This window comes from Pseudomonas sp. GW821-FHT02B10, from assembly GCF_059421865.1.
Map to the genome: position 1 here is coordinate 294358 of NZ_JBWKVU010000002.1, position 17749 is coordinate 312106.

Here is a 17749-nt window from a genome sequence, read left to right on the forward strand (position 1 = left end):
TCGGATTACGCTCTCCTCTGACAGAGATATCTTTTCTATAAAGAACTCAGAAAGAGGGTGCGGCTCAGAATATACATATAGAGAATGTTCAGATGGAACGAAAGGGTTTCTTGTGATTTCCTCTCCAGGTAGTGACGACCTTGGTCTTAATGCTCAAAATATGATTTATTTTGTTTTGCCTGGAAGTAAAGAGGCAAACTACATTGGCGATATCCCAGCCAGTGCAACGGAACTTGAGGATGGGACTTATCAAAATATTGTTCAGTCCGGTGGATCTGTATTTGAAAGTGTTTACAAGCTCGGTAGTGAAAAGATCACTATTTTGTCGCCGAGTAGAGAGTTGATAATTTCTGACACGCAATGTGTTTATCAGAAAAAAGATAGTAAAGTCTGCAAGGAAATGTCGGGGAGCTTTAAGAAGCCTTTATGTGTAATAAATTATGGGGGGCGTAAGCTCGTTTCTGATATTAATGAGTGTTCTGGTATGAATTAAGGTTAATAGGTTGTCTGGAATTGTACTAGGCAAGCCATTAGCGTTAATGACTTGCCTTCTATGTGTTAAATACCCAGCGAGTACTATTTTATCGATCTGGCGAAATGGAGTTTGAAATGTCATCCACTACGGCTTTACCCATTTCGCACAAGTAAAAAGCCGGCCAAGCATAGCGTTCTCCCTGCGGCTCCATCGCGGCATCGAGCATGAGCTTTTTGGCGTAGTAGAGCAGGTTGGAAGCATGCTCCAGAGCTTCCTGAACTGGAATATCCGGATTGACGCGGAACAAGCTTTGTTCTTTTTCGCCGCAGTCGGCGAAGGTGACGATACCGATGGTTTTGATGGAGGACGTCATTGCGCACCTCCAATTTTCGGCAGGGAATGGGTTTTGAATGGGGTGGTGATGTACATGGCAGTAACTCCGTTTACTGGGTTATAGCCGCCACTTCGTTACCAAGCGAATGGGTGGCAGCTGTACGCAGGTTGGTAAACCGGGGTAAACGAGCCCGGCAGACCCGAAGGTCTCCCGCGCACAGCTGCCATAACGAAAATGCAGGCGCAAAAAAAAGCGCCAGCATTCGTTATGGAGGGCGCTTACGCGCCGTTTACTCGTCGGGTTACCAAGCCCGGCCGCTGATTTTGCAGCGACGGCGGAAGGATAGCGGGGAGGCTGGGCAGCTGCAATGACAGGATTACCGCATTTTATGACGATGTATTTTCGACGTGTTCAGTGGGCTTTGGCGGCAGTGTCAGGCAGATCTTTGTGAGTCGCGTATCAAATTAGGAATCATCCTGCCGATGCTCGGTGTTTTCCTACAATCGTTATGCGTTCTACTTGATAGCGTCTGTATTCTGAGGACCACCTTTTCATAGCGCCACCGATGTCATGGATGATCACCAAGCAGGGAGCAAGCTATGTTCAATCCTTCCAATGAAACCCACTTCAGCCTGACGGTCGACGACTTCCAGGGTGACTTGCAGGTGCTGTCTTTCGAGGGGATCGAAGGCATCAGCCAGCCGTTCCGTTTCGATCTGGAGCTGGTCAGCGAGAACCCCGACCTGGACCTGGAAACCCTGCTGCACAAGCAGGCTTTTCTAGCGTTTGATCCGCAAGGCAGTGGCATCCACGGGCAGATCTACCGCGTGGCCCAGGGTGATGCCGGCAAGCGCCTGACCCGCTACAAGGTGTCGCTGGTGCCGCAGCTGGCCTACCTCGAACACCGCACCAACCAGCGCATCTATCAGCAGTTGTCGGCGCCGAAGATCATCGCGCTGATCCTCGAAGAGCACGGCATCCAGGGCAACGCCTACCGGTTCCAGCTCGGCACCCCGTGCCCGGAGCGCGATTACTGCGTGCAGTATGACGAGACCGACCTGCATTTCATCCAGCGCCTGTGCGAAGAGGAAGGCCTGCATTACCACTTCCAGCACAGCCCGCAGGGCCACTTGCTGGTGTTCGGCGACGACCAGACCGTGTTTCCCAAACTCGGCCAGCCCACCGCCTATATCCAGGGCAGCGGCATGGTCGCCGACGAGCCGGTGATCAAGGGGTTCAACCTGCGCCTGGAGACCCGCACCCGCCGTACTACTCGACGCGATTACGACTTCGAGAAGCCGCGCCTGCAACTGGAAGCGGCCTATAAACCCGAGACTGACAGTGAAGAACCGGACCTGGAAGACTACGACTACCCGGGCCGTTTCACCGACCGCGCGCGCGGCAAGTTCCTCAGCCAGCGCGCCCTCGAACGCCACAGCGCCGACTACCAGCAGGCCGAAGGCTGGGGCGACCAGACCCGGCTGGTCAGCGGCCACTTCCTGGAACTGTCCGAGCACCCGCGCAGCGAGTGGAACGACCTGTGGCTGCTGACCCACATCGTTCATGAAGGCAAGCAGCCGCAGGTGCTGGAAGAGTCGGTGACCAGCGACACCACCGACAACAAGGATGACTTCCATCAGGGCTACCGTAACCGCTTTCTCGCCACGCCCTGGCAGGTGTTCTACCGTCCGGCCCTGAACCACCCGAAACCGCGCGTCCTCGGCAGCCAGACCGCGGTGGTCACCGGGCCCAAGGGCGAAGAAATCCACTGCGACCAGTACGGCCGGGTCAAGGTGCAGTTCCACTGGGACCGCGAAGGCAAAGCCGACGACAAGACCAGCTGCTGGCTGCGCGTGTCCAGCAGCTGGGCCGGCGACCGCTACGGCGCCCTGGTCATCCCGCGGATCGGCATGGAAGTGCTGGTGACCTTCCTCGAAGGTGACCCCGACCAGCCGCTGATCACTGGCTGCCTGTACCACAAGGAACACCCGGTGCCTTACGCCCTGCCGGCGAACAAGACCCGCACGGTATTCAAGTCCATGAGCTCGCCGGGCGGCGCCGGCTACAACGAACTGCGCATCGAAGACAAAAAAGGCGCCGAACAGATCTTCATCCACGCCCAGCGCGACTGGGACGAAAACATCGAGCACGACCAGAAAATCCGCATCGGCCACGAACGCCACGACACCGTGGAAAAGAACACCTACACCGAACTCAAGGCCGAAGAACATCGCATCACCCACGCCGACCGCAAGACTGAAACCCGCGTCGACGACCACCTGACCGTGGGCAAAAACCAGCACATCAAACTCGGTACCGCCCAGCTGACCAAAGCCGGCCAGGAAATCCACCTCAAGGCCGGCGCCAAGATGGTGATCGAGGCCGGCAGCGAACTGACCATCAAGGCCGGAGGCAGTTTTATCAAACTCGATGCCGGCGGCGTCACGGTGGTGGGGCCGGTGGTGAAGATCAATGCGGGGGGCTCGCCGGGGAGTGGGACCGGGATTGGGATCAAGATACCGGGTCTGCCAGGGGCGGCCGATGCGGACAAGGCTGGCAGCCTGATGGAGGAGGCGTTGGCCAACCCGGCGAAAGAAACCGTACCGGGTCAGCTGTGCATTCGTATTTCCCCGTTGCCCAACATGCCGGGGTATCCGGATGAGCCCTATCAGCTCTACGCCGATGGCGCACTGATCGACAAAGGCTTCAGCGACGAGAAGGGCAATGTGCTTTTCCAGCATATTCCCGGTACCCGCAACTATTCGGTGGAAACGGTGAACGGACACCGTTTCAACCTGGACATGAGCGAAACCTCGACCGAACAGACGCGCCAACGCAGTGAGCGCCTGGGGCGTGAGGGATATCGCGACTTCCCGGGCGCGGCGGCCTCTCTGGAGGCGTTGAGCAGCAGTGAGGCGTTCCGCCAATTGTGGGCGGATCAAAGCGAGCAGAAAGAGTAAAGGAAGCACTCCATGACATACCTCGATCAGAAACTGTCGATCTCGCTTGAAGAAAGCGCCGCAACCCTGACTTCGGATTGGTTCGCCCACAAGAACAATCCGCTAAGCCCGCCACGTCCGGCAGGCAACGTGGTGACGCCGCTGGTGTGTGGCGAGGAAGCCTTCAAGAAGGTCTATGAATGCATCCAGGCAGCTACGAAAAGCATTGACCTTATCAGTTGGGGCTTCGACCCGGGATTGCGTCTCGACCGGGCCTCGACCGACAGCCCCAGTCTGGGAAAACTGCTCAGGCAGAAGGCCGAAAGTGGTGTCGAGGTACGGGTACTGATCTGGAACAACCGGCTGGCCCAGCTCGGTGAAAACTCGGTGATCGGTGAGGGCTGGAGCGGCGCCGGCGGAACATCGATGGGTTCTGGAATGACCGCGGGCAAGCCGGCTGACACCAGCGCCCTGGGTGAAAAACGGAAAAAGCTCCTGGAAAAACAGCAGCAGGAGCAGGCACGCCTGGAAAAACTTCCGGCAAACGACGAGGCCGGCCGACGAGCCACGCGCGACCGTCTGATCGACATCCAGCAAAGCCTGGATGCCCTGGACAGCGGCTACACCAAGGGCCGTGATTCGGGAGGGACGGTTCAAGCCCCGAACGAACAGGTCGAGACCCGAGATTGGTATCGCTGGGTACACAGCCGCGAAGCCCGCAATATCGAGTTTCGTACGCGGGACTTCAAACTCGTAGGAGAGTTGACCTACGACGATCAAAATGGCCTGCGCATGCATTGGGGGCGCCTTGCCATCCTGTGGCGACTGCTCAAGGACGAGTCTCACGATGTGCCCTTCATGCAGATGCTGGCCCTGAGCCTATTTCCCAGCCATCACCAGAAAACCCTGGTGGTCGACTACATGGACCCGCAAAAGGCGAAAGGTCTCGTAATGGGCCACAACCTGCAGCGCAACTACTGGGACACCACCGCCCACGCCTACGACGATGCAGCCGGCAAGCGCGATCTGGGCTTCGGCCCCTGGCAGGACCTTTCCCTATTTGTACGCGGCCCGGTGCTATTCGACCTCAATCACAACTTCTGCAATGCCTGGGACAAGAGCAGCAGCTGGATACGCCGGGTCTTCAAGGGCACCCTGAATCACGAGCGCTCGTCGGTCAAACCACTGAGCCTGATCCTCGATGGTGGAGAGCCCGCGCAGATTTGCCGGACTCAACCGGAAGAAGGCCCGGAAAAAACCATTCTCGAGGTATATGAAAAGGCCCTGGGCAATGTGCATCAGTACGCCTATATCGAGAACCAATACTTCCGCTACAAACCGCTGGCCGAACGCCTGAAGAAAGTTGCCGCCGACTACGTCGCTGCCGGCAAACAACAGGACTTGCACCTGTTCGTGGTCACCAACAACCCGGAGAGTGGGCATTTCTCCAGTTCCACCTACGAGATGCTCGACACCCTTGGCCAGGGCGAACTGATGCCCCTGGCCCACCGCGACCTGCTCTACGATCAACGTCAGCTTGCCTATCGCCAGCGCGAACTGAAGGCCCGCGACGAATCGCCGACACGCGATCAGGAGCTGGCCAAGGTACAGACGCAAATGCATGAGCAGGGTATCGATCCGAGTCGCGCCGATGAACTCCTGGCCATGGACCCCAACAAACACTACAACCAGGCCGCGGCTCGCGAACTGGAGCCGGAGATGCTGCCGCCCAAGGGGTTGAAAATCATTGTCGCGACTCTGGTCAGTTGCAAGGACGGCGGCGAAACCGCTACTCCCAAGACGCGCGAGCAGCGCCAGACCGAACGCGATATCACCGAACATCTCGGCCCGGAACAAGGAATGGCGCAGTACAAGTCCATCTATGTACACAGCAAGCTGCTGCTGGTAGACGACCTGTTCTTCACCCTGGGCTCCGCCAACATCAACGAGCGCAGCCTGAACTCCGACTCCGAACTGAATATCGCCATGCCAAGCCCGCAAACCACCCGGACCTGGCGGGAGCGGTTGTGGGGGATGCATTCGGGGATGGGTATTAGTAAGAAGACCCCTTTTTTAATCGATAATATTCAGGATGACTTTGAAGCCTGGGAACAGGTGGTAAATAAGAACTGGAAAAACCAGAAGGAAAATTTACCACTTAAAGGAAATTTAGTTAGGTTCTGGGACTTGGTGACGCCTTATGCGACAGCTGTTGATTAATTTAATAATTGTATTTTTTACCTTTCTTTTTGGGGGCGTTGCCATGGCTTATGATTTCAAATGTGCTCATGAAAAAGACACTGCTCCACCTCTGGATCAACAGGCAGATCAGTGGTTTAAACAGGCTCGTTCTATAAGTAAAGAGCGTTTGCCTGATTGGCCTAAAGTAGCGCAGCTCTATCAACAGGCTGTCGAAAAAAACCATTGGAAAGCCATGCATAATCTTGCTGAGTTGTATCTGCGTGGGGATGGTGTACCCAAAGATACAAATAAAGCTATTGATTTATACCTAGATATGGTCAAGCTTGAAGTTCCGCTAGGTTATTACGATATGAGTGTAATGACTCAGAGAGGTGTTGGAGTTGTGCGGTCTGAGAAAGACGCAATGATGTATTTGCTGAAAGCGGGGGATATAGGTAGTCCATTAGCCCAGGTTAGACTGGGAAATATTTATATCTATGATCTAAAAAAGAGAGATCTAGGTGTTTCTTATTTGCGCTGCGCTGCGCATCAAAACGATGCAAGCGCAAATTACGAATTGGCTGAGTATTATGAAATTGTAGATAAAAACTATCCTGTGGCAATGCACTATTACCAACAAGCGGCTGCTTTGGGTGAGCGTAAAGGAGCTATGGCAATAGAGCGAGTGTTTAAAGATGGAGAGTTCTCCTATCAGCAAGATAAAAAGACAGAAGATGCCTATTACAAAATATCCAGAGAACTCGCCAAGAATCCAGATTTACGTTTCCCAAATCTAGCCAAAGACTACCCACTACCACCGAATCCTGTACAGGGCTATCACGCGGACAAAGACATCAACTGGAAGCCGGCCGGACGTGATGACGATTATTAAAGCACTGCTGGCTGTTGTGCTATTGGGCAGCAGTGGTTTTTCCATGGCATACGATTTCAAGTGTGTTCATGAAAAAGACACTGCTCCACCCTTGGACCAGCAAGCAGACCAATGGTTTAAACAAGCTCGGGTACTTAGTAAAGAGCGTCCGGCCGACTGGAGCAAAGTGGCCAGCCTGTATCAGCAGGCTGTAGAAAAGAACCATTGGAAAGCAATGCACAATCTTGCAGAGCTATATTTACGCGGTGATGGTGTCTCGAAAGATACAAATAAAGCTATCGATCTTTATATGCGAATGGTCGAACTTGAGGCTCCGTTGGGTTACTACGATATGGGTGTGATGGTACAGCGGGGTATAGGGGTTACTCAGTCCGATAAGAATGCAATGCAGTATTTAATCAAGGCAGGAAATTTAGGTAGCCCTCAAGCTTTAACTCACATTGGATATTTGTATGTATACGAAAAAAATAATGATCAGCTAGGGTTGAAGTTTCTTAAGTGTGCTGAAAAACAAAATCATGCAGATGCTGCCTACAAACTGGCATCTTACAATAGTAATATTGATAAAAATTATCCGGTTGCAATGCATTATTATCAGCGGGCTACTGCGTTGGGCATGCGGAAGGCAGCATTGGTAATTGAAAGCACTTTTGCAGATGGCGACCTTGGTTATATAAAAGATGAAAAAATAGCACTTGCGTACAGTGATATTTCCAGTCAGCTGTACAAAAAGCCCGAACTTCGCTTTCCTGATCTAGCTAAAGAGCACCCACTTCCAGCGCATCCTATTCAGGGTTATCACGCGGACAAAGACATCAACTGGAGACCAACCGGACGTGATGACGACTATTAAGAGAAAGCCAATAGCGAGAAACATCCCGAAAAAATAGCTTCAACGAGCCTATGCGAAGTATCAACGCGCGACTTATGGGCCATCCCGATGAAGGAGCCGCACAATGCATAAAATATTCACGGTACTGGCGATCGTGCTGCTAGCGATCTCGATACTCAGCGCTTTGCTCGGGCTGGCTGGCATTGCTAGTGGGGCAAGCGGCAGTGGGGGCATTTCCGATTCCGTTGACGTTGCGTTCCTGATTGCCAAAGTGCTGCTCGCCTTGAGCCTGTTGTCTGGAGTGCTGGCTATTGCCTGGCCGAGGAGTGGATGAGGATCAGGTTTCAGGATTCACAGGGCTATAAGCGGACCGCTTCTCGCCCGATTTGTAAGGTTGCTGGTAAACGAGGGTGACTTGGCAGTCATAATCCCCAATAACGCACTCATCTTCCCTTAACATTGCATAACTGTGGCGTTCCCCTCCGAAGCCGCTACACTGCGCCAGCCGTTCATTTTTCCTTTGGGGCTTTGCGCATGAAATTTCGTTTTCTTCTGTGGATGCTGGGGCTGTTGATGGGCAAGGCCAGCCGGACCAATCCGGCGTTCCAGCAGCAGTTGGGTGACAAGGAATTGGTGTTCCAGCTGCAGACACTGGATGGCAAGGTGGCGCGGCATTTCCGGGTGAAGGACCAGCGGATTACCAGCAAGTCCGGGGTGTACCCCGAGCCGGCGTTCGCCATTGCCTTCAAGGATGCGGCCTATGGTTTTGCCACGATGCAGGCGAAGAACAAGCAATTGGCCTTTATGACCGGGATTCAGGACAAGTCGATCCAGATCAAGGGCAACCCGGCGCTGGTGATCTGGTTCCAGGGGCTGACCAAGTACCTGAAGCCGAAGAAGGCCAAGCCGAAGGCTTGAAGGCGAGCGGTATACACGCCGCAAGATGATCGCGGGCAAGCCTCGCTCCTACAGGAGCGGGGCTTTTTTCTGGGGTCAGTGCTGGCTGAACTGCGAGGCCAGTTCGCGCAGCAGCACTTCGGCTTCGAGGACTTTGCTGACCACGTCTTCGGCTTTGTCGCGGGACAGGCCGAGGCGTTCGAGCAGGGCGTCAGGGATGTCTTCGACGGGGCCGGAGCCGATGCCGCGGCTGCGCAGCAGGCGCACGGCCAGGCACACCAGGTTCGGGTATTCGGCGTAGGCGCCGTCGTAGCTTGGGTCGTGCTGGAAGCGCAGGGCGGTGGATAACTCGTCCGGCATGTCCCAGTAGCGCATCAGCCAGGCGCCGATCTGTTCGCGGCTGATGCCCAGCAGGTGCTGTTCGACGTAGCTGTGGCACAGGTGCGGGTTGACCTCCAGGTGGCGGCAGATCAGCGAGAAGTGCGGCGGGAAGACGTGGGCCAGCAGCAGGTAGCCGAAGTTGTGCAGCAGGCCTGCGAGGTAGGTCAGGCCGGCTTCCGGGCGCTGGGCACGCGGCATGGCGCGGGTCAGGCCTTCGATGACGGCGGCGGTATAGATCGACTGCTGCCAGTACGGCGTGCTGTGTTGCGGGTGGTCCTTGGGCAGGCTCAGGGTCTTGCCCAGGGCCAGGCCCAGCGCCAGGTTGATCACCAAGTCGAAGCCCAGCACGCGGACGATGGCGTCTTCCACCGAGCGTATTTTGCCCGGCGAGGCGTAGTAGGGTGAAGCCGCCCAGCTCACCACTTGCGCGGCCAGGGCCGGGTCGGTTTCCACCACGCCGGTGATGTCGTCGATGGTGGCGTTGGGGTCGACCCGCAGCTTGATGATCTTCTGCGCGGTTTCGGCCAGCGGCGGAATCTCGATGGTCGCTTCCAGGCGTTGCTGGATGCGCCGGGCGGTGAAGGCCTGCATCGCCTGGGTGATTTCCTCGCGGTCGTCGTCCGGACGGTCGAGGTTCGGGCGGATGCTGCTCAGGGCCTCGCCGAAGTTGCCGGCGCTGGCCTTGCTCAGCATGCTCTTGAAGGCGTCGCTGGTGATTTCCAGCAGCAGGCCCGGCTCGCCGGAGTTGATCAGCAGGGTCGGCTCGCGCAGCAGGCTTTCTTCATACAGGCAGGGCGAGCTGGTGAGCGCCGGCAGGCCGGGCAGCAGGCTCAGGTTGTGTTTGCCGAGCATGCGCTCCAGGCGTTCCGTGGAGACGGCGGTCAGGCGGCGGCCGGTCAGTTCGGCGAGGCGATTGAGGTCCAGCAACTGGCTCTGTGGGAACAGCACCATCAGCGCACCGACGGCGTCGTCCAGCAGGACGGCTTGTACCTTGCGCGCGGCCGGCAGGCCAGGATGGTCGAGGACTTCCGTGAAGCCGATGTTCAGCTTGCCGAGCAGCAGCCGGATTACAGACGGAGCGTGCGGGGCTGCGGTGGCGAGGGCAACTTCTGTCATGGTCTGTATCCGTTTTCAAACAATTTCAGGAGTATAACCAGCTTGATCGGGGCATTCGCCCCTTAACTGAGACGCTGCTCACACTTGGCCGTATTGCTGTCCGTGGCGCAGCCAGCGCTCCAGCAGCGGGCTGACGTGGTGCGGCCAGCGCTCGAGCAAGGCCTGGGCGGCATCGCGCACGGCCGGCAGCAGGTCGGCATCGCGCATCAGGTCGGCGACCTTGAATTGCAGCAGGCCAGTCTGGCGGGTGCCGAGCATCTCGCCGGGGCCGCGCAGTTCCAGGTCCTTTTCGGCGATGACAAAACCATCGTTGGTTTCGCGCATGATGCCCAGGCGCTGGCGGCCGATCTGCGACAAGGGAGGATGGTAGAGCATGACGCAATGGCTGGCGGCGCTGCCCCGACCAACGCGACCGCGCAACTGGTGCAGCTGGGCCAGGCCCAGGCGCTCGGGGTTCTCGATGATCATCAGGCTGGCGTTGGGCACATCGACGCCGACTTCGATCACGGTGGTGGCCACCAGCAGCTGCAATTCACCGGTTTTGAACTGGCCCATGACCTCGGCCTTTTCCGTCGGCTTCATGCGCCCGTGGATCAAGCCGACCCGCAGTTCGCCCAGGGCGCTGCTCAGGTCTTCGTAAGTGGTTTGCGCGGCCTGGCAGGTCAGCTCTTCGGATTCCTCGATCAGCGTGCACACCCAATAGGCCTGGCGCCCTTCGGCGCAGGCGGCGCGCACCCGCTCGATGACTTCGACGCGCCGCGAGTCGGTCACCAGCACGGTGTTCACCGGCGTACGGCCAGGGGGCAGCTCGTCGAGGATCGAGGTGTCCAGGTCGGCGTAGGCGCTCATCGCCAGGGTCCGTGGGATCGGCGTGGCGGTCATGATCAGCTGGTGCGGGCACAGGCGTCCGCCCACGCCTTTCTGGCGCAGGGCCAGGCGCTGCTGCACGCCGAAGCGGTGTTGTTCGTCGATGATCACCAGCGCCAGGTTCTTGAACTGCACTTCGTCCTGGAACAGCGCGTGGGTGCCGACCACCATTGGTGCTCCGGCGGCGATCTGTTCCAGGGCGGCTGTGCGGTTCTTGCCCTTGAGCTTGCCGGCCAGCCAGGCGACTTCCAGCCCCAGCGGTTCGAGCCAGCGCTTGAAGGTGATGAAGTGCTGCTCGGCGAGGATCTCGGTGGGTGCCATCAGGGCCACCTGATAGCCAGCCTCCAGCGCCTGCAGGGCGGCGAGGGCGGCGACCACGGTCTTGCCGGCCCCTACGTCGCCCTGGATCAGCCGCAGCATCGGCTCGGGTTGGCTGAGGTCGTAGGCGATCTCGTTGCCGACCCGTTGCTGCGCGCCGGTGGGTGGAAAGCCGAGGTTCTTCAGGTACAGCGCCGGCAGCCGGGTGGCCTTGGGCAGCGCCGGGGCGAGTTGCGAGCGCAGGCTTTCGCGTAGGCGCTGCTGGGACAGCTGATGGGTCAGCAGCTCTTCGAACGCCAGGCGATGCTGGGCCCAATGGTGACCCAGGGCCAGTTCGTCGACATCGGCGTCGGCCGGCGGGTGATGCAGGTAACGAATCGCATCGTCCAGCGGCGCCAGCTGGTAATCCCGCGCCAGCTCTTGCGGCAGCCAGTCCGGCAGGCTGCGCGGGCCGAGCAGGGCCAGGCTCTGCTGGCACAGCATGCGCAGGCGCTGCTGGGTCAGGCCTTCGGTGAGCGGGTAAATGGGGGTCAGGGTCTGGTCCACGGGCGGCGGTTCATCGCCGCTGATGGCACGGTATTCCGGGTGGTAGATTTCCAGCCCCGAGGCGCCTGGGCGGGCTTCGCCATAACAGCGCACGCGGGTGCCACGCTTGAGGCCTTCCTTCTGCGCGTTGCTGAAATGGTAGAAGCGCAGGCTGAGCCCGCCGGTGCCGTCCTGCAGGCGCACCAGCAGGCTGCGGCGCTTGCCCATCACCACGTCGGCGCCGCTGACGGTGCCTTCGATCACCGCGTCCTGCCCGGGGCGCAGCGCGCCGATCGGCACCACGCGGGTACGGTCCTGATAACGCAGGGGCAGGTGGAACAGTACGTCCTGCAGGTTCTCCAGGCCGACCTTGGCCAGCTTCTCGGCCATGGCTTCGCCGACGCCCTTGAGTGCCGTGACCGGCACATTCGACAGCTCAGTCATCGCGACGGCTTAGCTCGCGGCAGGCGGCTTGGCCACCGAACACAGGCGGATCGAGTCGGCGAGGATCTCGATGGCTTTCGGCCGCGGGAAGCTGGCGCGCCAGGCGATCGCCACGGTGCGGAAGGGCACGGGCGCGGTCAGCGGCCGCACTTCGATCACGCCTGGAGCGTAGTGATGGCTGTCCACCGCCGAGAGCGGCAGGATCGAGACGCCAAGGCCGGAAGCGACCATATGACGGATGGTTTCCAGGGAGCTGGATTCCACCGTGGTGTGCTTGGCGCCGTCGTTGCCCTTGGTCAGGGTCGGGCAGGCTTCCAGGACCTGATCGCGGAAGCAGTGGCCTTCGCCCAGCAGCAACAGGCTCTTGTCGTTGAGCAGGTTGGCGTCGATGGTCTCTTTCTGGGTCCAGGGGTGGGTGCTGGGCATCAGCACGTAGAACGGTTCGTCGTACAGCGGCAGGGTCAGCACGTCGGCTTCGTTGAACGGCAGGGCGATGATGATCGCGTCCAGTTCGCCGTTGCGCAGCTTGTCGCGCAGCACATGGGTGAAGTTCTCTTCGATATACAACGGCATCTGCGGGGCGACCCGGTGCAGTTGCGGGATCAGGTGCGGGAACAGGTACGGGCCGACGGTGTAGATCGCGCCGACCTTCAGCGGGGCGGTCAGCTGGTTCTTGCCGGCCTGGGCCAGTTCGCGAATGCCCTGGGCCTGTTCGAGGACCTTTTGCGCCTGGGCGACAATGCCTTCGCCGACCGGCGTCAGACGTACCGCACTCTTGCTGCGCTCGAAAATCAGCACACCGAGTTCGTCTTCAAGCTTCTTCACGCCCACCGACAGGGTCGGCTGGCTGACATGGCAACGCTCGGCCGCGTGGCCGAAGTGCTGCTCTTGGGCGAGGGTAACGATGTAGCGTAATTCAGTAAGAGTCATAGCGGACGTCCATGAGGTTGCGGGCCAAGCATACCGGCTGCAATCGATAGACGCACGTTATCAGACTCAATGCTCGCTGTGACACCGGGCAATGCATGCCGGTCATGCCTGGAAAAGCAAAAAGGCACCTTTGGGTGCCTTTTTGCTGGGGATTGCCTGGGCGTCATGCTCAGCGGCGACGTTTCTCCAGGGAGTAAACGAAGGGCGCGACGATCTCGATCGAGCCGTTGTTGAGCATGTCCGCCGGTGGCTTGGGCAGCGGCTGGGCGCGGCGGATCATTTCCAGGGTGGCCCGGTCCAGATCGGCGTTGCCCGAGCGTCCTACCAGTTCATAGGACAGCACGTTGCCTTGCGCGTCGACCACGAAGCGCAGCCGGTTCAGGCCTTCCTTGCCGCGCGCCTGGGCACCCGGCGGGTACTTCTTGTACTTGGCCAGGTGCGCCAGCAGCGTGCCTTGCCAGCTTTCCTTGGCGGCGATCTGGGCCGGCGACGGGCCCGGAGCAGGTGCCGAGGACGGTGCCGCGGTGGGCGTCGGCGGAGCGTCGCTAGGCTTCTCTTCGCTCGGCTTTTCCTTCGGCGGTTCCGGCTTTTTCTCCACCGGCTTGGGCGGTTGAGGCTTGGGCTTGGGTTTGACCGGCTTGGGCACGGAAATCGTCGGTTTCGGCGCTTCCGCGAGTTTGGGCAGCGGCAACTCTTCGACCGGAGCCGGCGGCTGCGGTGGCGTCACGACCTTGGGCGGCGCGGGAGGAGGCGGTGCCGGAAGCGGCGCCAGCTCGACCATCATCGCCTGCGGTGGCAGCTCGACCGGCATGGGGGAGCTCCAGTTGAGCGCGAGCAGGATCGCGACCGCATGGACCCCCAGTACGATGGCCAGGCTACCGCTGTAACGCGTCAGTTTTTGGCGCGTCGTGATCATTTCTTGGTAGCCGTCTCAAGTCCGACCAGGCCGACCTTCAGGTATCCGGCGGCCCGCAGGGCATCCATCACGCTCATCAGGTCACCGTAATCCACGCCTTTGTCGGCCTGGAAGAAGATCGTCGTGTCTTTCTTGCCCTGGGTCTTGGCGTCGAGGGTGGCGCCGAGGGCTTCGGCCTTCACTTCGTTGTCGCCGAGGTACAGGCGTTGGTCGGCCTTGACGCTGAGAAACACCGGTTTCTCGGGGCGTGGTGCCGGTTTGGCCGTCGAGGCCGGGAGATCGACCTTGATGTCCACGGTCGCCAGCGGCGCGGCGACCATGAAGATGATCAACAGCACCAGCATCACGTCGATAAACGGCGTGACGTTGATTTCGTGGTTTTCGGCGAGATCGTCTTCTGCGCCTTCTTTCAAATGCAGGCCCATGGCGGATTACCCTACTTTGGCCACATGAGGTTGCGCAGAGCGCTCGGCGGTCGGCAGGTGATCGAGATCACGGCTGACCAGCAGCAGGACTTCTGCGGAAGCGTCGGAGACCTGGGCCTTGTAGCCGGCGATGGAGCGGGCGAAGACGTTGTAGATGACCACCGCCGGAATGGCCGCGACCAGACCCAGGGCGGTTGCCAGCAGGGCTTCAGCGATGCCGGGGGCGACGACGGCGAGGTTGGTGGTCTGGGTTTTGGCGATGCCGATGAAGCTGTTCATGATGCCCCACACGGTACCGAACAGGCCGACGAAGGGCGCGGTGGAACCGATGGTGGCGAGCACGCCGGTGCCGCTGCTCATGTTGCGGCCGCAGGCGGCTACCAGGCGCTCGAGGCGGAAGCTGACGCGTTCCTTGATGCCTTCTTTCTCGCGGCTGTTGGCCGACAGGCGCATTTCTTCCAGGGCGTCGTGGACCAGCAGGTTGGCCAGGGTGCCTTCTTTGGCGGCGGTGACGCTGGCTTCCTTGAGGGTGGTGGCTTTTTTCAGGTTGAGGATTTCACCGCGCAGACGACGCTTGGCGCCCATCAGCTCGAAGCCTTTGGCGATCCAGATGGTCCAGGTGATGATCGAGGCGATGGCCAGGCCGATCATCACGAGCTTCACGATGATGTCGGCGTTCTGGTACATGCCCCACGGGGACAGGTCGTGGGCCATGCCCAGGGAGTTGTCCGCTTCGAGGACTTCAGGTGCATCAACGGCTGCTTCGCCTTCGGCAGGTGCCGGCGCTGCAGCGACCGGAGTGGCTACCGGCGCCGTGGCGTCGGCCGGCGCGTGGGCTGCCGCAGGTGTCGCGGCGCCAGCCGGGGCCTGCTCATCGGCGAAGGCCGCGGTCGGTGCCAGCAGCAGGCTGAACAGCAACGCTGCGGCCGCGCTCATGGCGCGCAGCGGGCTTGGGCGTTGGGTTGGCGAAGCGGAGAATTGATTGCGTGTCATGCTGGCCGGACCTGAGAGGGAAAAGGGTAAGTGTCCTTCTAGGCCTCGCAGGGCCGAGAACAAATGGGTCGTCATTATTGCAACTAATTCTTGTTAACAGAAGTAATAGAGTATCTTTTTTTCTTTGATTGCTAGCCGCTCGTCCATTGCCGACGCTAGTCTGTGCCTTTCTGATAGGAGTTTTCTGATGTCCGCCCCTTCTGTTCTGATCGCTGGCTGCGGTGATGTCGGCAGCCGTCTGGCGAAGCAACTGCTGGCTGAAAACTGGCGGGTCTACGGCCTGCGGCGCACGGTTTCGCAATTGCCGGAAGGGGTGATCGGCGTGGCGGGCGATCTTTTCAGTGAGCAGTGTCCGCCAGCCTGGCCCACCTCGTCGCTGGATTACCTGGTGTACAGCGCGGCCGCCACCGAGCATGACGAGGCGGGCTATCGTGCGGCCTATGTCGAGGGGCTGACCCATGTCCTGGGCTGGCTCAAGCAGAACGGGCAGTCGCCAAAACGCTTGCTGTTCGTTTCCAGCAGCAGCGTATACGGGCAGAAAAATGGCGAGTGGATCGACGAGACCTCGCCGGCCCAGGCCGACGGCTATTCCGGGCGGCTGATGCTCGAGGCCGAGCAAGTGGCCTTGCAGAGTGGCATTCCAGCCAGTCTGGTGCGGTTGACCGGGATTTACGGCCCGGGGCGGGAGTGGCTGTTGAATCAGGTGCGCCAGGGTTATCGCGTCGCCATCGATCCACCGCTGTATGGCAACCGCATTCATGCCGACGATGCCGCGGGGTTGCAGGCCTTCCTGTTGCAGGCCGATCGGCGCGGCGTGGTGCTTGAGGATTGCTATATCGGGGTCGACGATGCACCGGTGCCTTTGGCCGAGGTGGTGGGCTGGCTACGGGAGTACCTGGGCGTGACCGAGTGGGCGGACAGCTCGAGCGTGCGGCGTTCCGGCAGCAAGCGCTGCAGCAATGCCCGCGCCAGGGCCCTGGGCTGGGCGCCGCGTTATCCGAGTTTTCGCGAGGGGTATGCGCAGATTATCGAAGGGTAGGGCTGAGCCGCATCATGGATAAAGAAAAAGGAGCCTTTCGGCTCCTTTTGCTGGATCACTGTTTTTCCAGTAGCCACTGGCGCGTACCCGGGGTGAGGGAAGGTACCTCGTTCGCCTGGGAGGCGTTGATGGGCTGGAAGATCTCCAGTTGCTTGCCGTTGCGCGCAAAGATCCACGGGTTGCCCTGGCCGTTGAGCTGCAGCCACAGGTTGTCGTAGCCGCCGCTCATCGAGGCGCAGTCGCCGGCGAGGCACAGTGCGTATCGATCGGCGCCCGGCAGGCCCATGACCTGGCCGTTGGACTGGAACAGCACGGTGCCGCCTTCGCCCGGGCCGTTGACGATTTTCCATTCGCCGCCCAGGTAAGCCGAGTACAGCGCGCGCTCGAAGTTGGCGCCCAGTGGCGCGCCTTCCGGGGCCGGGTCCTTGGGACGATCGAAGACCTGTTCCGGCTCGTTGTCGTTGGCTTCTTGCAGCAGTTGTTTGCCGTCGCGTTTCAATTCGCTGGCGGAGCTGCCGTAGAAATCGATTTTCCAGGCGCCGGATTCTTCAGCCAGCACCTTGCCTTCGACGTTTTCGAAGCCGTTGGTGTAGCGCGCCTGGCTGGCCTTGGTGTTGACGTCCCATTCAAGGTTCGGGCCGTAGCCTTGCAGGGCTTCGCGCAGCGGTCCGCCTTTGGCGGCGGCGTCGATGGCGACCTGGTTGATCCAGGTACCACTGATGTCACGGTCGGCGGGATCGCTGGCGCAGCCACCGAGGAACAGGGCGCACAACGAGAGGGCTAGCGCTTTGCGCATGAGGAAATCCTTTCAGAACGGAGACGGCGCGGCCTGGGTAGCCGCGCCGGACGTGTTACTCGATGACCAGGATGGCATCCATTTCAACCTGCGCGCCTTTTGGCAGGGCGGCAACGCCGATGGCGGCGCGGGCAGGGTAAGGCTGCTGGAAGTACTTGCCCATGATCTCGTTGACCTTGGCGAAGTGGCTCAGGTCGGTGAGGAAGATGTTGAGTTTGACGATGTCCTTGAACGAACCACCGGCGGCCTCGGCCACGGACTTGAGGTTCTCGAATACCTGGACGGTCTGGGCTTCGAAGCCTTCCACCAGTTCCATGGTCTTTGGATCGAGCGGGATCTGGCCGGACATGTAGACGGTGTTGCCTGCCTTGATCGCCTGGGAATAGGTGCCGATCGCGGCGGGTGCCTTGTCGCTGGTGATAACGGTCTTGGTCATGAATGACTCCTTG

General features: G+C 59.6%; 17 protein-coding genes. 8 read left to right on the forward strand and 9 right to left on the reverse strand.

The features are described 5' to 3' along the window. The first annotated feature begins 112 nt into the window (after positions 1-112). Positions 113-493, forward strand: coding sequence for a hypothetical protein (locus AC07VU_RS05175; RefSeq protein ID WP_124322863.1), 381 nt, complete (start codon positions 113-115; stop codon positions 491-493). 88 nt (positions 494-581) lie between these two features. Here the strand turns inward: AC07VU_RS05175 and AC07VU_RS05180 are convergent, their stop codons facing one another. Continuing rightward, a complete protein-coding gene (locus AC07VU_RS05180) occupies positions 582-848 on the reverse strand; it encodes a DUF3077 domain-containing protein (RefSeq protein WP_495029589.1) in 267 nt (88 codons plus the stop codon). A gap of 560 nt (positions 849-1408) precedes the next feature. Between AC07VU_RS05180 and AC07VU_RS05185 the strand changes: the two genes are divergently transcribed. From AC07VU_RS05185 to AC07VU_RS05210, 6 genes are all read left to right on the forward strand, one after another. Further along, positions 1409-3769 (forward strand): type VI secretion system Vgr family protein, encoded by a 2361-nt coding sequence (locus AC07VU_RS05185; RefSeq protein WP_495029590.1) that lies wholly within the window; start codon positions 1409-1411, stop codon positions 3767-3769. A gap of 12 nt (positions 3770-3781) precedes the next feature. Beyond that, positions 3782-5968: a phospholipase D-like domain-containing protein gene (locus AC07VU_RS05190; protein ID WP_495029591.1), complete on the forward strand. Its 2187-nt coding sequence runs from the start codon at positions 3782-3784 to the stop codon at positions 5966-5968. After that, positions 5949-6821 carry a tetratricopeptide repeat protein gene (locus AC07VU_RS05195; protein WP_210476385.1) on the forward strand — a complete coding sequence of 291 codons (873 nt, stop codon included), beginning with the start codon at positions 5949-5951 and terminating at the stop codon, positions 6819-6821. The genes AC07VU_RS05190 and AC07VU_RS05195 overlap by 20 nt, the downstream gene beginning before the upstream one ends. Beyond that, positions 6808-7674: a tetratricopeptide repeat protein gene (locus AC07VU_RS05200; protein WP_495029666.1), complete on the forward strand. Its 867-nt coding sequence runs from the start codon at positions 6808-6810 to the stop codon at positions 7672-7674. Before AC07VU_RS05195 ends, AC07VU_RS05200 begins: the two co-directional genes overlap by 14 nt. A gap of 103 nt (positions 7675-7777) precedes the next feature. Beyond that, complete coding sequence (locus AC07VU_RS05205; RefSeq protein ID WP_062824231.1) at positions 7778-7987, forward strand: hypothetical protein; 210 nt, start codon at positions 7778-7780, stop codon at positions 7985-7987. Positions 7988-8187: 200 nt separating this feature from the next. Continuing rightward, positions 8188-8571, forward strand: coding sequence for a hypothetical protein (locus AC07VU_RS05210; RefSeq protein ID WP_025807007.1), 384 nt, complete (start codon positions 8188-8190; stop codon positions 8569-8571). A 75-nt stretch (positions 8572-8646) separates the two neighbouring features. Here the strand turns inward: AC07VU_RS05210 and AC07VU_RS05215 are convergent, their stop codons facing one another. From AC07VU_RS05215 to exbB, 6 genes are all read right to left on the reverse strand, one after another. Further along, positions 8647-10047 (reverse strand): aminoacyl-tRNA deacylase and HDOD domain-containing protein, encoded by a 1401-nt coding sequence (locus tag AC07VU_RS05215; RefSeq protein ID WP_009046192.1) that lies wholly within the window; start codon positions 10045-10047, stop codon positions 8647-8649. 78 nt (positions 10048-10125) lie between these two features. Next, positions 10126-12201 carry an ATP-dependent DNA helicase RecG gene (gene recG / locus AC07VU_RS05220; RefSeq protein WP_150053179.1) on the reverse strand — a complete coding sequence of 692 codons (2076 nt, stop codon included), beginning with the start codon at positions 12199-12201 and terminating at the stop codon, positions 10126-10128. Between the two features lie 9 nt (positions 12202-12210). Next, a complete protein-coding gene (locus AC07VU_RS05225) occupies positions 12211-13131 on the reverse strand; it encodes a hydrogen peroxide-inducible genes activator (RefSeq protein ID WP_007921147.1) in 921 nt (306 codons plus the stop codon). Positions 13132-13300: 169 nt separating this feature from the next. Then, entirely contained in the window at positions 13301-14047 is a 747-nt protein-coding gene (locus tag AC07VU_RS05230) for an energy transducer TonB family protein (protein WP_007921144.1), read from the reverse strand. Continuing rightward, positions 14044-14472: a TonB system transport protein ExbD gene (gene exbD / locus AC07VU_RS05235; RefSeq protein WP_495029592.1), complete on the reverse strand. Its 429-nt coding sequence runs from the start codon at positions 14470-14472 to the stop codon at positions 14044-14046. The genes AC07VU_RS05230 and exbD overlap by 4 nt, the downstream gene beginning before the upstream one ends. Before the next feature lie 6 nt (positions 14473-14478). Next, complete coding sequence (gene exbB, locus AC07VU_RS05240; protein WP_087087536.1) at positions 14479-15465, reverse strand: tonB-system energizer ExbB; 987 nt, start codon at positions 15463-15465, stop codon at positions 14479-14481. A 187-nt stretch (positions 15466-15652) separates the two neighbouring features. Between exbB and AC07VU_RS05245 the strand changes: the two genes are divergently transcribed. After that, positions 15653-16504 carry an SDR family oxidoreductase gene (locus tag AC07VU_RS05245; protein WP_495029593.1) on the forward strand — a complete coding sequence of 284 codons (852 nt, stop codon included), beginning with the start codon at positions 15653-15655 and terminating at the stop codon, positions 16502-16504. A gap of 55 nt (positions 16505-16559) precedes the next feature. Here the strand turns inward: AC07VU_RS05245 and AC07VU_RS05250 are convergent, their stop codons facing one another. Together AC07VU_RS05250 and AC07VU_RS05255 are read right to left on the reverse strand one after the other, a co-directional pair. Then, positions 16560-17300: a putative periplasmic lipoprotein gene (locus AC07VU_RS05250; RefSeq protein ID WP_007921135.1), complete on the reverse strand. Its 741-nt coding sequence runs from the start codon at positions 17298-17300 to the stop codon at positions 16560-16562. 55 nt (positions 17301-17355) lie between these two features. Continuing rightward, a complete protein-coding gene (locus AC07VU_RS05255) occupies positions 17356-17736 on the reverse strand; it encodes a RidA family protein (RefSeq protein WP_007921133.1) in 381 nt (126 codons plus the stop codon). Positions 17737-17749 lie beyond the last annotated feature (13 nt).

What these genes read in the sequence shown, in the direction of transcription:
- AC07VU_RS05180 (WP_495029589.1), bottom strand. Translation starts at nt 848, where the DNA reads ATGACGTCCTCCATCAAAACCATCGGTATCGTCACCTTCGCCGACTGC.
- AC07VU_RS05185 (WP_495029590.1), top strand. Translation starts at nt 1,409, where the DNA reads ATGTTCAATCCTTCCAATGAAACCCACTTCAGCCTGACGGTCGACGAC.
- AC07VU_RS05190 (WP_495029591.1), top strand. Translation starts at nt 3,782, where the DNA reads ATGACATACCTCGATCAGAAACTGTCGATCTCGCTTGAAGAAAGCGCC.
- AC07VU_RS05195 (WP_210476385.1), top strand. Translation starts at nt 5,949, where the DNA reads ATGCGACAGCTGTTGATTAATTTAATAATTGTATTTTTTACCTTTCTT.
- AC07VU_RS05200 (WP_495029666.1), top strand. Translation starts at nt 6,808, where the DNA reads ATGACGATTATTAAAGCACTGCTGGCTGTTGTGCTATTGGGCAGCAGT.
- AC07VU_RS05205 (WP_062824231.1), top strand. Translation starts at nt 7,778, where the DNA reads ATGCATAAAATATTCACGGTACTGGCGATCGTGCTGCTAGCGATCTCG.
- AC07VU_RS05210 (WP_025807007.1), top strand. Translation starts at nt 8,188, where the DNA reads ATGAAATTTCGTTTTCTTCTGTGGATGCTGGGGCTGTTGATGGGCAAG.
- AC07VU_RS05215 (WP_009046192.1), bottom strand. Translation starts at nt 10,047, where the DNA reads ATGACAGAAGTTGCCCTCGCCACCGCAGCCCCGCACGCTCCGTCTGTA.
- recG (WP_150053179.1), bottom strand. Translation starts at nt 12,201, where the DNA reads ATGACTGAGCTGTCGAATGTGCCGGTCACGGCACTCAAGGGCGTCGGC.
- AC07VU_RS05225 (WP_007921147.1), bottom strand. Translation starts at nt 13,131, where the DNA reads ATGACTCTTACTGAATTACGCTACATCGTTACCCTCGCCCAAGAGCAG.
- AC07VU_RS05230 (WP_007921144.1), bottom strand. Translation starts at nt 14,047, where the DNA reads ATGATCACGACGCGCCAAAAACTGACGCGTTACAGCGGTAGCCTGGCC.
- exbD (WP_495029592.1), bottom strand. Translation starts at nt 14,472, where the DNA reads ATGGGCCTGCATTTGAAAGAAGGCGCAGAAGACGATCTCGCCGAAAAC.
- exbB (WP_087087536.1), bottom strand. Translation starts at nt 15,465, where the DNA reads ATGACACGCAATCAATTCTCCGCTTCGCCAACCCAACGCCCAAGCCCG.
- AC07VU_RS05245 (WP_495029593.1), top strand. Translation starts at nt 15,653, where the DNA reads ATGTCCGCCCCTTCTGTTCTGATCGCTGGCTGCGGTGATGTCGGCAGC.
- AC07VU_RS05250 (WP_007921135.1), bottom strand. Translation starts at nt 17,300, where the DNA reads ATGCGCAAAGCGCTAGCCCTCTCGTTGTGCGCCCTGTTCCTCGGTGGC.
- AC07VU_RS05255 (WP_007921133.1), bottom strand. Translation starts at nt 17,736, where the DNA reads ATGACCAAGACCGTTATCACCAGCGACAAGGCACCCGCCGCGATCGGC.